Consider the following 13784-nt stretch of genomic DNA (forward strand, 5'->3'; position numbering starts at 1 on the left):
GTAGGTTATGACAGCATGAGCCTATCATAAACGGACAGGTATGCAAGCCATGAGACTGACTTCTAAAGGACGCTATGCGGTAACAGCAATGCTGGATGTTGCCTTACATGCTGAATCCGGGCCGGTACCGTTGGCTGATATTTCCGAACGGCAGGGCATCTCTCTTTCTTATCTGGAACAGCTTTTTGCCCGTTTACGCAAGCAGGGACTGGTCTCCAGTGTGCGTGGTCCTGGCGGCGGATATCGTTTAGGTGATGATGCCGATAAGATTGCCATCGGCAAAATCATTGCAGCCGTGAACGAATCGGTAGATGCTACCCGCTGTCACGGCGAAAGTGGTTGTCAGGGTGGTGTTCAGTGTCTGACCCATTCATTATGGCGAGATTTGAGTGCCCGTATCAGTGATTTCCTGAATGAAATTACACTGGGCGAATTAGTGCGTCAGGCAGAAATCAAACGCGTCGCCGAACAACAGAACAAACATCAGAGCTCTGCTCATTCAGCGCGTAAACCGATGATGAGTGCAGAGTCAATTATCGAAAGTTTAATGGAGTAAATGATGAAACTCCCGATTTACCTTGATTATTCAGCAACTTGCCCCGCAGATCCCCGTGTTGCTGAAAAAATGATGCAATGTTTAACTCTGGATGGCAATTTTGGTAATCCGGCGTCCCGCTCACACCGTTTCGGCTGGCAGGCCGAAGAGGCGGTGGATGAAGCGCGTAATCATGTTGCCGATCTGATTGGTGCCGATCCTCGTGAAATCGTTTTCACCTCTGGTGCGACCGAATCCAATAACCTGGCTATCAAAGGCGCTGCGCATTTCTATGTAAAGCAGGGTAAACACATCATTACCTGCAAGACCGAACACAAAGCAGTGCTGGATACCTGCCGTCATCTGGAATCCGAAGGTTATGAAGTTACTTACCTTGAACCGCAGTCTGACGGTTTGCTGACGCTGCAACAGATTGAAGCGGCCATGCGTCCGGATACCATTCTGGTCAGCATCATGCACGTCAACAATGAAATCGGTGTGGTTCAGGACGTGGCAGCGATCGGTGAATTGTGCCGTGCCCGTAAAATTCTGTTCCACGTTGATGCTGCGCAGAGCGCCGGTAAAGTCGAGATCGATGTTGACGCGATGAAGATTGACCTGCTGTCACTGTCAGCACACAAGGTTTATGGTCCGAAAGGGATCGGTGCACTGTATGTTCGCCGCAAGCCACGTGTTCGTCTGGAAGCGCAGATGCACGGTGGTGGTCACGAACGCGGTATGCGTTCCGGTACCCTGGCAACGCATCAGATCGTGGGTATGGGCGAAGCATTCCGTATCGCCAAAGAAGAGATGGCGGATGAATCCGTACGCATTCAGGCGCTGCGTGATCGTCTGTATGATGGTCTGAAAGATATTGAACAGGTATTCGTTAACGGTTCTATGGAACACCGTGTGGCGGGTAACCTGAACATCAGCTTCGCTTATGTGGAAGGCGAGTCACTGATGATGGCGCTGAAAGATCTGGCGGTATCTTCCGGTTCGGCCTGTACTTCTGCCAGCCTGGAGCCTTCCTATGTGCTGCGCGCACTGGGTCTGAACGATGAACTGGCACACAGTTCCATTCGTTTCAGTATCGGCCGCTTTACCACGGCAGAAGAGATTGATTACGCAATTGGTCTGATTCGTAACTCCATTGGCAAGTTACGTGATCTGTCACCATTGTGGGACATGTATAAAGAAGGGATTGACCTCAGCAAGGTCGAGTGGGTTAGTCACTGATAGTTAGAGGAATATAGTATGGCTTACAGTGAAAAGGTTATTGATCATTACGAACACCCGCGCAATGTTGGTTCCTTCGACAAGGATGATCCAAACGTTGCGACCGGCATGGTGGGTGCGCCAGCTTGCGGTGACGTAATGAAACTGCAGTTAAAAGTAAATGAAGATGGCGTTATTGAAGATGCCAAATTTAAAACGTATGGTTGTGGTTCAGCTATCGCATCCAGCTCGCTGGTGACCGAATGGGTAAAAGGCAAGACGCTGGACGAAGCGGCCGCCATCAAGAACACGGATATTGCCGAAGAACTGGCATTGCCACCGGTAAAAATCCACTGTTCTATTCTGGCTGAAGACGCTATCAAGGCAGCCATTGCGGATTACAAGCACAAGAAAGGTTTGAATTAAGGTTAGTAAGGTAGGGACATATGGCGATTACATTATCGGATGCAGCGGCAGAACGCGTAAAACGCTTTCTCACGAATCGTGGTAAAGGTGTGGGTTTGCGCCTGGGCGTGAAAACTTCCGGCTGTTCCGGTATGGCCTATGTCCTCGAGTTCGTTGATGATCTGAATGAAGAAGATCAGGTCTACGAAGACAAAGGCGTTAAAGTGATTATTGACGCGAAAAGTCTGGCCTATCTGGACGGTACAGAGCTGGATTTTGTCAAAGAAGGTCTGAACGAAGGCTTCAAGTTCAACAACCCGAATGTCAAAGACGCCTGCGGGTGCGGTGAAAGTTTCACCGTTTAATCATCCGTCAGAAGCGTAATGCGAATTCGACTCGCTTACTGCACTGTTACATGATAAAAGGCGCACTAAAGCGCCTTTTTCATTTATATCCCCAGAGGGAACCGCTTGTGAATTATTTTGAATTATTCCGGATTCCGGTCTCGCTGAACGTTGATACTGCAGCGCTGGCAGTGCGTTACCGTGATTTGCAGAAACAATATCATCCGGACAACGTGGCCGCGCAATCTGACGCGATCAAGCTGGAGTCCATGCAGAAAACGGTTGAGATCAACAGTGCCTACAACACACTGAAGAACCCGCTCTCCTGTGCGGAATATTTGCTGCTGTTACAAGGTATCGATCTGCGTCACGAGCAGCACACCGTAAAAGACACGGCGTTTCTGATGGAACAGCTGGAATGGCGGGAAGAGCTGGATGATTTACAGAAAAAGCCGGATGAAACGGCAATCAGTCGCTTCCAGAGCAGAGTGAAACAGCACTATCAGCGCTATTTTCAGTCACTGGAGCAGCAACTGGCGGATGAACAATACACGGAAGCGGCCGATACATTACGTAAACTGAAGTTTGTTCAGAAGATGAAGGATGAACTGAATAAACTGGAAGAGTCGCTCTTTGATTTATAATGAATAAGGTATGTTTCTGTGCATACCGATGAGGTCTAGAGATACGTTATGGCGTTATTGCATATCGCGGAACCCGGACTGAGCGCCGCTCCGCATCAGCAAAAGTGGGCGGTAGGCATTGATCTGGGAACAACGAACTCACTGGTTGCTGTTGTTCGTAGTGGTGTCGCTGAAACACTGAAAGATGAACAGGGAAGAGATATTCTGCCTTCAGTTGTTCGTTATCTTCCCGAGGGGCTGCAAGTCGGCGCAGAGGCCAAGCATGCGGCAGCGGAAGATCCGCTGAATACAATCCAGTCTGTAAAACGTTTCATGGGCAAGGCCTTTGCGGATGTGGCGCAGAGTAATCTGCCGTATCAGTTTACCGGTGAAGACAAAGGCCTGGTACATATCACCACCTGTCAGGGGGATGTCAATCCGGTTCAGGTTTCTGCCGAGATCCTGAAGGCATTGCAGCTTCGCGCAACAGAGGCGCTGGGCGCTGATCTGGATGGCGTAGTCATTACCGTTCCTGCCTATTTCAATGATGCGCAGCGTCAGGCGACCAAAGATGCCGCCCGTCTGGCCGGTATGCATGTTCTGCGTTTGCTGAATGAGCCGACGGCTGCTGCGGTGGCTTATGGTCTCGATTCCGGTCAGGAAGGCGTGATCGCCGTTTATGATCTGGGCGGTGGTACGTTCGATATTTCTATTCTGCGTCTGCATCAGGGTGTCTTTGAAGTCATGGCGACTGGCGGGGATTCCGCGCTGGGCGGGGATGACTTTGATCATCTGCTGGCCGACTGGATCGCCGAACAGGCGGGTCTGGTTGCGCCATTCACCCCGCAGGTGCAACGTCAGTTGCTGGATCTGGCTTGTGATGTCAAACAGCAACTGAGTGCTCAGGATACGGTGGCGGTTTCGTTTGCCCAATGGTCCGGCAGTATTGATCGCGTTCAGTTTGAAGCGCTGATCACGCCGCTGGTGAAACGTACACTGATGTCATGCCGTCGCGCCATCAAGGATGCCGGGGTAGAGACTGACGAGGTACTGCAGGTGGTCATGGTTGGTGGCTCGACCCGCGTGCCGCTGGTGCGTCAGATGGTTGGCGATTTCTTTGGCCGTACGCCGTTAACCAGCATCGATCCGGACAAGGTAGTGGCTATCGGTGCTGCCATTCAGGCGGATATTCTGGTTGGTAACAAGCCTGAATCGGAAATGCTGCTGCTGGATGTGATCCCGCTGTCGCTGGGGCTGGAAACCATGGGCGGTCTGGTCGAGAAGATCATTCCGCGCAATACCACCATTCCGGCGGCCCGCGCACAGGATTTCACCACCTTTAAGGATGGTCAGACAGCCATGATGATCCATGTGCTGCAGGGTGAACGTGAACTGGTGAGTGATTGCCGTTCGCTGGCCCGCTTTGTCCTGCGTGGTATTCCGCCGATGGCAGCGGGAGCAGCCCATATTCGCGTCACCTTCCAGGTCGATGCCGACGGGTTGTTGTCCGTTAGTGCGATGGAAAAAAGTACCGGTATTCAGGCGGCGATTGAGGTGAAACCGTCTTACGGTCTGCATGAAGACGATATGCTCAGAATGTTGCGTGAATCGGTCGAGTTCGCAGAAAAGGACATTCAGGCCCGTATGCTGGTGGAACAAAAGGTTGAAGCGGATCGGGTGCTGGAAAGTCTGCGACAGGCTTTGGCTAAAGATGGTGATGCGCTGTTGTCTGCCGATGAGCGGGCTGCCATTGATGCGGCGATACAACATTTGGTGATGGTTCAGCAGGGTGACGATGCCGACGCGATCAAGGCCGCCATTACTGCACTGGATGAAGCCACGAGTGAATTTGCTGCAAGACGCATGGATGCATCGATCCGTGTTGCTTTGCAGGGACATAAGATTGACGAGGTGAACTGATGCCGAAAATCGTATTTTTACCCCATGAAAAACTGTGTCCGGAAGGCATGGTAGTTGAGGCCAAAAAAGGGGAAACCATTCTGGATGTGGCGCTGGCGAACGGCATTAATATCGAACACGCCTGTGAAAAATCCTGTGCCTGCACGACGTGCCATTGCATTATCCGGGAAGGTTTTGATTCGCTTGAGCCGAGTGATGAACTGGAAGATGACATGCTGGACAAGGCCTGGGGGCTGGAGCCGGAATCGCGGCTGAGCTGTCAGGCGCATGTGGACGATGAAGATTTGACGGTGGAAATTCCGAAGTACACGATCAATCTGGCTTCTGAGCAGCATTAATCTTTGTTACATGAAAATGGAGCAACAGTGGGACCTGAAGTGGTAACCTGTTGCTCCATTTCTATTTTCAGGATATCGGAAAGAATCATGACAACATCCATGGCTGTTATTCTGGTTGAAGCGCCTGCTGATGCCTGCTGGGGTGAGAACGCCTTACTGAGTTTTAATCAGGGTTCTGCATTTATTCATCTCACAGGGTCGTCATCTGATTGGTTACGTCTTATTCAGCGGGCCGCCCGCCGGCTGGATGGTCAGGGTATCAAACAACTGTCTCTGATTGGTGATGAATGGGATCTGGAACGTCGCTACGCGTTTTGCCAGGGGTTCTATAACCCGCGCGGCGGTCAGCAACTCGATCCTGGCAGCATGAGTGCGGAAGAACAGCAACAACTGGATGATCTGCTGGAAACGACCCGCTGGATCCGTGAAATAACCAATGCCTCGCCGGAAGAGCTGTATCCGGTCGCGCTGGCCACTGAAGCCGCGAAATTTGTCGCGAGTCAGGCACCTGAACAGGTGAATTATCATATTTTGTCCGGCGAAGCGCTGAAAGAGCTGGGTTATACCGGCATCTATAATGTGGGCCGTGGCAGTGCCAATGAGCCGGCATTCCTGAAGCTGGATTTCAACCCGACCGGCGATCTGGATGCGCCAATCACGGCATGTCTGGTTGGGAAGGGTATTACCTTCGATTCGGGCGGCTACAGTCTGAAAGAATCAGACATGATGCTGCCGATGAAATCGGATATGGGGGGTGCCGCCATGCTGGCAGGGGCTCTGGCGCTGGCAATCCGTCAGGGGTTGAATCAGCGTGTCCAGCTGATGCTCTGCTGTGCAGAAAACCTGGTCAGTGGTAATGCATTCAAACTGGGGGATATTCTGACCTATCGTAATGGTGTCAGCGTGGAAGTGCTGAACACCGATGCCGAAGGTCGTCTGGTGCTGGCTGATGGCTTGCTGGACGCCAGCGCGACCGGTGCGCCGTATATCCTGGATGCGGCGACGCTGACCGGTGCAGCCAAAGTGGCGTTAGGTCGTGATTATCATGCTGTGTTCAGTCTGCAGGATGAACAGTCAGCTGCTGTTGTTGCCTGTGCCAAAGCAGAAAATGAGAAAGCGTGGCCATTACCGCTGGAGCCGTGGCACGCGGCGCAACTGACCTCTTCCTATGCGGATATCGGTAATGTTTCTTCGGCTGAAGGAACGGCAGGCGCGACGACTGCTGCGGCATTCCTTTCAAAATTCGTCCGCGAAGATGTGAAAGGCTGGGTACACATGGATTTGTCGGCCTCGTTCCAGAAAAATGCGAACGATCTGTGGGCGCCGGGCGGTAAAGGCCATGGGGTCAGAACGATCGCCCGCTGGTTACGTTCCCTCGGCTAAATCTTCTTTCAGCGTCGTCATTCTTGGCTTATACCAGAGAGAATTACGGCGCTGTCTGCTTCTGACCCCCACGCCTGCTGATACAAATATTCTAAAATTCGATCAACTTATCATTAACACAATTTTTTCAATTGCAGCACATCCTGTTTCATCATAACGTAGTACATAAGGAAAAATAGTTATGATGATACAAGGACATAGCATGACGATTGAACGCACTTTCTCCATCATCAAGCCAGATGCAGTGGCAAAGAACATTATTGGCGAGATTTACCACCGTTTTGAGTGTGCAGGCCTGCATATCATTGCTGCGAAAATGCTGCATTTGTCTCAGGAACAGGCTGCGGGTTTCTATGCCGAGCATAAAGGCAAGCCATTCTACGATAACCTGCTGAAATTCATGACATCAGGGCCGATTGTGGTTCAGGTGCTGGAAGGTCAGGATGCCATCCGTCGTCATCGTGAATTACTGGGTAGTACTGATCCGGAAAAAGCACAGGCGGGAACCATTCGCGCAGACCATGCCATCTCCGTCACACAAAATGCGGTGCATGGCTCTGATTCGGCCGAATCGGCTGCGCGGGAAATCGAATTTTTCTTCACGGAAGATGAAATCTGCCCACGTACCCGCTGAATGCTGGCAGGTACGGATAGTTGATATTGACATCTGCAATCAGATCATTGATCGTATTCTTCCGCATCCCTTGTGATCGCCTGATATAATGATTATTTCGTCAGGCGATCAAAAAATGCAGCCGTTTTACGTCTGCCTCAATGACATTACTGAATCATTATCATGATACCAATCCGAAAACTGCTCTCAGTGCTCGTGTGTGGATTTTTCTCTTCTGTAACGTATGCCGCGGCGACGGCAGAAGATGCGCCGGCACAAACCGATATTCTGGCTACGCATATCTCGGCGGATTACCCATCCGGGCCGGGTGGATCGACCGATTCGTTCCCGACATTCAACCGGGCAATGTGGTGGCTCAACTATGACATTCTGGACAAGAATGTGTTCAGACCGGTGGTACACGGCTACGTGGAATGGGTACCGGCGCCGTTTCGTACCGGTGTCAGCAATTTTGTTGCTAACCTGGATGAGCCTAACAATACGGTAAATAACCTGTTGCTGGGTGAGTTCGGACATTCCGGTGCCAGTCTGGCCCGTTTCTCGCTGAACTCGACGGTCGGCCTGCTGGGGTTGTTTGATATCGCCACGGATATGGGTATTGAACGGCGTGAGATGAGCATGTCGACCGTGCTGGGCCGGGCGAAAATGACACAGGGGCCGTATTTCATGATCCCGGTTGCGGGCCCGATGACTTTACGCAGCGGGATCGGACAGGTTGTGGATAATCTGTACTGGCCATACAGCTACATGACGACACCGGTCACGATTGCGAAATTCGCGCTGTCCGGTCTGGATGCCCGTTCCAAAGTGATCGACCAGGAAGCCATTATCGACAATGCGCTTGATCCATATATCACGACCCGGGATTTTTACCTGCAGTATCAGGAAGCGAAAGTGCAGGGTAAAAAAGCCGCTAAAATGGGCAGCAAGAGCGACGCTGAAACCGATGCTGAAGTTGAAAAATACCTGGATGAAATCGACAGCGAATAGAATTAATTGCAACGAACAAGGGCGTAACTCAGGTTACGCCCTTGTTTATATGTGCTGTGTATGTCGCCGATTATTTCAGATAGTCGAGATAAGGTGACTGACGGGCAATCATCAGGTCGACCATTTCCGGAATGCAGCGGCATTTATCGTTTACCGAATCGACCAGCAGCGCCTGGATGACCAGCTCTTTTGACTGATTCAGGACAGCCTCTGCTGTCAGATCATGTACCGCAACCTGGTTGGCCAGCAATCCGCCGATGCCAGCCGGCATTTCCAGCTGAATACCGTGCACACCTTTATTGTCAATGATGGCCGGCACCTCGACGGAAATGAATTCCGGTAATTGTCTGATATAACCTTTGTTCGGAATGTTGACCGCGGCTTCTTCATAACCGGCGTTCGTCAGAATGCCTTCCATGATAGGGACAACGCGCTCTTTGAGTTTCAGCTCGATTTTTGGTTCAACATGTCCCAGATAATCGCGGTAGAAGGCATAAAAATCGAGGATACCGCGATGGTCACTGACGTCATAAGCCCAGCGGATATATTCGCCGAAGTGGCTGTCACCGGTGATCGGCAGATAATTGAATTTCTCCAGTATTTCTTTAAACAGGGTTCGGTCAGCCCACGGATAAGCGCTGTCGATACCACCCATGGCATCCCGCTCGGTGGCGCCTTCGGTCTCAATCAGTTTTCCGTGCTTGCGGGTGTAATTCAGGATATCGGCAAACCCGGGCAATTTCTCAAAATAGGCCGGCGCTTTGGCGCGGATATCGGCGTAAGCGTCTTTGCCGGAATCACGGTAATTGGCATTCAGCAGCACACTGAAATGGTTCAGACCGCCGGCACGTAAGGCCAGATTGCTGAACGGGGTATCCAGAATTTCAGGCAGATAGCGTTCCAGCGATGCAATTTCATGGCACATACCGACAAAGTTCAGTTCCGGGAACTTGCGGTGGACGGTAGTGCAGATGCGGCTCATCGGGTTGGAGTAATTGAAAATCCAGGCATCCGGACAAATAGCTGCGATATCTTCACAGATCGCCAGAATTGGCGGAATGATGCGCAGGGAGTGGAACAGACCACCGGGGCCGCCGTTTTCGCCATAAACCTGTCTGATGCCGTATTGCAGCGGAATCTGCCAGTCCATGTCCCACAGAGCAAAGCGATCGCCGACTTCAATCGAGATCATGATGAAGTTCGCGCCTTTCAGGGCTTCTTTCCGGTTGGTGGTGGCACTGATGGTGAAAGGCAGATCTTTTTCTGCGATAAATTTCCGGGCGGTCTCTTCGGTTAAGGCCAGTGATTTCGGGTTGATGTCATGTAATACGATTTCACTGCCTGCCAGCGTTTGACTCTGGAAAATATCACCGAGTGTGCCATAACCGAACTGAGCACTGCCTGCACCGATAAGGACGATCTTGGTTGTCATGAAATTCTCTCCTGAAATATCTGTCTGTTCTTGTGTAACAATTTGATTAGATAAGGTTTTTATACCTGTGTCCCGGGTGAAAAGGTCGGGTTGAAAATGATATTAGAGAGTGCGCAGACATATAGGAAATGGTAGTTTTGAGCCTGGCCATTGATTAAATCAATTTCATAACCGGGAGCTGTGATCATGGACAAGGTTTTACGGCAATTCCTCGAAGTGGCAACGCTCAAAAATGTGACGCATGCTGCAAATAAACTATGCATGAATCAATCCACGCTGAGCATCAATATTAAACGGCTGGAAGAATCGCTCGGTGTACCGTTGCTCGTCCGTTCCTCCAGCGGTGTGGAGCTGACTGAATTCGGGCACGTGGTACTGGAAGAGGCGCGTATCATGCAGCGGCTGCATGACAATACGCTCACCAAAATCGGCTTTTTGAAAGAGCGTCTGGAGCGTGAGTTGAAAGTAGGCTCAGGCCATGCGGAGTGGCATCTGTTTGTCCGCGACAGCGTCAGAACATACCGGCAGCGACATCCTTCGGCCAATATCCATACCGAGATCGGAAATAATCTGCGGCTTATGGATCAGCTCTTGAGTGGCGATCTGGATCTTTCTGTAGGGAATGAGATTTACGGTCTCAACCGCAATGCGGGTGTACTGTTTATTCCGTTGTATCAGGCAACCAACAAGGCATTCGTCCGGTCGGCACATCCGCTGGCATTACGGTCATGTACCGCGGATGATTTGAAGGATTATCCGGCAATCCATCTGACACCGAATGAAAGCCGTTATTATCACGTCATGGATGAGTTATACCTTAAGGAACACGGCAGTTCGGTGCATATGGCAGAAAAAATCGTTTATTCCAGTAATACGATGGAAGCCTGTATTGAAACGCTGGAAGGAACCAATGCGATCTTGTTTTTTCCGGGCAGCATGGAGAGTTACTTCAGCCAGTTCAACATTGTCAGCCTGCAGCTGACCGAAAATCAGAAAACCAATTCAATCGGGATCTATATGTTGCGGGAGCGGCATCAGGATCCGCAACTGAACGATATGCTGCAACTGATGCAGCAGAATCTGCAGGAGAAACGGCATCTGGTGTAATGCCCTTCAATGTCTGGCGAAATTGAAGGGCAATGGTCGTGTTTTACCAGATTGGCTGGCAGAGGTAAGGGTTGCTGACGCGCTCGTGACCCAGTGTCGACATAGGACCATGACCCGGGATGAATTTCACGTCATCGCCCAGCGGCAGCAGTTTTTTGGTAATGGCACTGATCAGATCGGTGTGGTTACCCTGCGGGAAATCGGTCCGGCCGACAGAGCCGTTAAACAGCACATCACCGACAATCGCCAGGTGGCTTTCCGGGTGATAAAAGACCACGTGACCCGGGGTATGACCGGGGCAGTGCAGGATCTGCAACTGCAGGTTGCCGACAGCGACAGTGTCATTCTCGGTTAACCACTGATCCGGCGTGAAGACATCGGTATGCGCAAAACCGAACATCTCGGATTGTGCTGGCAGCGCGTTCAGCCAGAAAGCATCCGCCTGATGCGGGCCAACGATCGGACAGCCGGTACGCTGACGAAGTTTATCGGCACCACCAACATGATCCAGATGGCCATGCGTCAGTAACAGCTTGGTCAGCTTCAGCTGTTTTTTCTCAACGGCCTGCAACAGTTTTTCGATATCACCGCCTGGATCGACAAGGGCGGCTTCATTGGTTTCATCGCACCAGAGCAGCGTGCAATTTTGCTGAAAAGCGGTTACCGGAATGATCTGATACTGCAACATGATGTGTCCTGTAATTCATTTTTCCAAATGGTAACCATGCACACGCCGGAATACCACTATTACCAGTCGATGCCTTTCTGGGCTTTTATGCCATTGTTGAAGGCATGTTTGACATTTTTTATCTCGCTGACGGTATCCGCCAGTTCCAGCAGCGCCCGGTGACAGCCACGACCGGTAATGATGACGTGCTGGTGTAGCGGGCGGTTCGTCAGCGCGGTAATCACTTCATCTACATCCAGATAGTGATAGGCAACCATATATGTCAGCTCATCCAGCAGCACGACGTCATATTGATCCGAGGCCAGCATCCGTTTGGCTTCCTGCCACACCAGCTGCGCGGCCTGCTGATCTTTTTCCTTGTTCTGTGTTTCCCAGGTAAAGCCGGTCGCCATGATATGAAACTCGACACCGGCTTTTTGTAACAATACCCGTTCACCACATTCCCAGGTGCCCTTGATGAACTGCACGACGCCGGCATGCAGACCATGACCCACAGCACGGGTCACGGTACCGAAACCGGAGGTGCTTTTACCTTTGCCGTCACCGGTGATGATGATCAGAATGCCTCGTTCATCCTGTGCGGCTGCAATGCGGGCATCGACTTTTTCTTTCAGCCGTTGCTGACGGGCCTGGTAGCGTTGCTGGCGTTCACTGTTTTCTTCCATTTGATTCTCCGGTCAGATAGCAGGGGATGGCCGGCCAATAAAACGGATCTGAGGATAAACGCCATCCTCGGTATACAGAACCTGTATCCGTGTTATCGAGCCATAATCAATCCGCAGGTGCTGATAATAATCAGCGGATTGCCAGTTTACGCACAGGAGCTGCGCAAGGATCATCCGGATAACACCGGCATGCGTTACCACCAATGCCTGCGTACCGCGACACTGCTGTAATAACGATTGCCATACCTGTGTGATCCGGTTTTTAAACGCCAGCAACGATTCGCCTTCCGGCGGTGTGACTTCCGCCGGTGCTTGCCAGAACTTCTCCAGTTCCGGCCAGCGGGTCTGGAGATGATCGAACGTATGGCCATCCCAGTCGCCGAAATTCATTTCCCGCAACTGCGGGTCGGTATTCAGTTGCAGAGCATGCCGGCGGCTGTAATCTTTGGCAAAACGATGGCAACGTTGCAGCGGTGAACTGATCACCTGCTGATATTGCAGATCAATATTCACCGACTGTTGCATCTGTCGCCAGCCGGATTCACTCAGGGCAACATCGGTGTGGCCATATAAACCGGCATCACCGGCAATCGCGCCGTGACGCAGTAAATCAATAATCGCGCTCTGATAAGAGGAGTTCATGGTTGTCCTTTCAGAGACCATGGTCGCTGAACAATAATAATGTTGAAAACAAGGCGTAATAAATTGGATTTTAACCCTCAAAGGATCTTTGTGCCATCAGAGGGGTATGAAAAAAGGATAATTATGAGTCTGAAAAGGTGGGAATGGTCAGTAAGGGCTTCGGATGTTAAATATTCCAGATGTTTGCTGTGAACACTTGTATAAATGTCCCAATGTTGCCGGTTCATTACCGAAGATGCTTTTTAGCTGTGCCAGATATAATTCGGCCGTTGATATTGCGTCGGTTAATGCGTTGTGAGCGTTATAATCGGGCAGTTGATAGCGCTTCCTGATGGAGGATAAACGATAGTCCCGAACCGGGTTTCTGCTATTAGTCCGGTATTGTTCCAGGGATAGGGTGTCGATCCATAATAGGGGTAATCCCTTGAGACCGAATGTTTTCAGCAGGTATTGTTCTGTAAACCGCTTTTCCATAATACTACCGTGCGCCAGCAGTATCTTATTATGCATGGCATGGAACAGAGCATTGAATGCGGCCTCCGGTGAAATTCCGGTAGTCAGCATTTCCGGTACGATATGATTTATAACCGCAGTATCCGGGCTGACACTAGTATTCCCGTTCAGATAATGATGGGTTGCTGTGTTCAACTGAATAACGCCGCTGGTTATTGTCACGTATCCCATGCTCAAAATATGGTCTCGTGATGCGTCCATGCCCGTTGTTTCAAAATCAATCGACAGCACATCAAGCGTATCAAGCTGCTGATCAATTTTCGGATAGGCATTAGCCAGCAATGACCGGATGAAGGAGGGTAATTCTTTCCTTATCAGATATTCTCTTCTGGTTTTGTCCAGCCGGG

General features: G+C 50.9%; 16 protein-coding genes. 11 read left to right on the forward strand and 5 right to left on the reverse strand.

The genetic code is table 11. From position 1 onward, the window contains the following. Nucleotides 1–49: 49 nt before the first annotated feature. The 10 genes from iscR (at nt 50) to HNR75_RS09880 (ending at nt 8390) form a co-directional block, all read left to right on the forward strand. Nucleotides 50–556 carry a Fe-S cluster assembly transcriptional regulator IscR gene (gene iscR / locus HNR75_RS09835; protein ID WP_223157851.1) on the forward strand — a complete coding sequence of 169 codons (507 nt, stop codon included), beginning with the start codon at nt 50–52 and terminating at the stop codon, nt 554–556. Between the two features lie 3 nt (nt 557–559). Continuing rightward, nucleotides 560–1774 (forward strand): IscS subfamily cysteine desulfurase, encoded by a 1215-nt coding sequence (locus HNR75_RS09840; protein WP_188026804.1) that lies wholly within the window; start codon nt 560–562, stop codon nt 1772–1774. An 18-nt stretch (nt 1775–1792) separates the two neighbouring features. Beyond that, nucleotides 1793–2179 carry a Fe-S cluster assembly scaffold IscU gene (gene iscU, locus HNR75_RS09845; protein WP_188026805.1) on the forward strand — a complete coding sequence of 129 codons (387 nt, stop codon included), beginning with the start codon at nt 1793–1795 and terminating at the stop codon, nt 2177–2179. 20 nt (nt 2180–2199) lie between these two features. Continuing rightward, on the forward strand, nt 2200–2523 hold the full coding sequence (iscA, locus tag HNR75_RS09850; RefSeq protein ID WP_188026806.1) for an iron-sulfur cluster assembly protein IscA: 324 nt from the start codon (nt 2200–2202) through the stop codon (nt 2521–2523). A 107-nt stretch (nt 2524–2630) separates the two neighbouring features. Further along, the gene (gene hscB, locus HNR75_RS09855; protein WP_188026807.1) at nt 2631–3146 is read left to right on the forward strand and encodes a co-chaperone HscB; all 516 of its coding nucleotides are present in this window, start codon (nt 2631–2633) and stop codon (nt 3144–3146) included. Between the two features lie 48 nt (nt 3147–3194). Beyond that, a complete protein-coding gene (hscA, locus tag HNR75_RS09860; protein ID WP_188026808.1) occupies nt 3195–5045 on the forward strand; it encodes a Fe-S protein assembly chaperone HscA in 1851 nt (616 codons plus the stop codon). Further along, entirely contained in the window at nt 5045–5383 is a 339-nt protein-coding gene (fdx, locus tag HNR75_RS09865) for an ISC system 2Fe-2S type ferredoxin (protein ID WP_188026809.1), read from the forward strand. Before hscA ends, fdx begins: the two co-directional genes overlap by 1 nt. A gap of 87 nt (nt 5384–5470) precedes the next feature. After that, nucleotides 5471–6766 carry an aminopeptidase PepB gene (gene pepB, locus HNR75_RS09870; protein WP_188026810.1) on the forward strand — a complete coding sequence of 432 codons (1296 nt, stop codon included), beginning with the start codon at nt 5471–5473 and terminating at the stop codon, nt 6764–6766. Nucleotides 6767–6968: 202 nt separating this feature from the next. Continuing rightward, entirely contained in the window at nt 6969–7400 is a 432-nt protein-coding gene (gene ndk / locus HNR75_RS09875) for a nucleoside-diphosphate kinase (RefSeq protein WP_188026893.1), read from the forward strand. A 162-nt stretch (nt 7401–7562) separates the two neighbouring features. Continuing rightward, on the forward strand, nt 7563–8390 hold the full coding sequence (locus HNR75_RS09880) for an MlaA family lipoprotein (protein WP_188026811.1): 828 nt from the start codon (nt 7563–7565) through the stop codon (nt 8388–8390). Between the two features lie 70 nt (nt 8391–8460). Here HNR75_RS09880 and HNR75_RS09885 read toward each other — a convergent pair whose 3' ends face one another. Further along, nucleotides 8461–9822, reverse strand: coding sequence for a family 4 glycosyl hydrolase (locus HNR75_RS09885; protein ID WP_188026812.1), 1362 nt, complete (start codon nt 9820–9822; stop codon nt 8461–8463). A gap of 186 nt (nt 9823–10008) precedes the next feature. Between HNR75_RS09885 and HNR75_RS09890 the strand changes: the two genes are divergently transcribed. Beyond that, nucleotides 10009–10929, forward strand: coding sequence for a LysR family transcriptional regulator (locus tag HNR75_RS09890; protein ID WP_188026813.1), 921 nt, complete (start codon nt 10009–10011; stop codon nt 10927–10929). A gap of 43 nt (nt 10930–10972) precedes the next feature. Here the strand turns inward: HNR75_RS09890 and HNR75_RS09895 are convergent, their stop codons facing one another. The 4 genes from HNR75_RS09895 to HNR75_RS09910 all read right to left on the reverse strand — a co-directional run bounded on the left by HNR75_RS09895 (nt 10973) and on the right by HNR75_RS09910 (nt 13719). After that, complete coding sequence (locus tag HNR75_RS09895) at nt 10973–11617, reverse strand: MBL fold metallo-hydrolase (protein WP_281364939.1); 645 nt, start codon at nt 11615–11617, stop codon at nt 10973–10975. A 59-nt stretch (nt 11618–11676) separates the two neighbouring features. Then, nucleotides 11677–12282, reverse strand: coding sequence for a cob(I)yrinic acid a,c-diamide adenosyltransferase (gene cobO, locus HNR75_RS09900; RefSeq protein ID WP_188026814.1), 606 nt, complete (start codon nt 12280–12282; stop codon nt 11677–11679). 12 nt (nt 12283–12294) lie between these two features. Then, a complete protein-coding gene (gene cobC / locus HNR75_RS09905) occupies nt 12295–12924 on the reverse strand; it encodes an alpha-ribazole phosphatase (RefSeq protein WP_188026815.1) in 630 nt (209 codons plus the stop codon). Between the two features lie 147 nt (nt 12925–13071). After that, nucleotides 13072–13719, reverse strand: coding sequence for a 3'-5' exonuclease (locus HNR75_RS09910; RefSeq protein ID WP_188026816.1), 648 nt, complete (start codon nt 13717–13719; stop codon nt 13072–13074). Between the last annotated feature and the right edge of the window lie 65 nt (nt 13720–13784).

The sequence above is a fragment of the Tolumonas osonensis genome (assembly GCF_014202415.1).
In the GTDB taxonomy this organism is placed as follows: domain Bacteria; phylum Pseudomonadota; class Gammaproteobacteria; order Enterobacterales; family Aeromonadaceae; genus Tolumonas; species Tolumonas osonensis.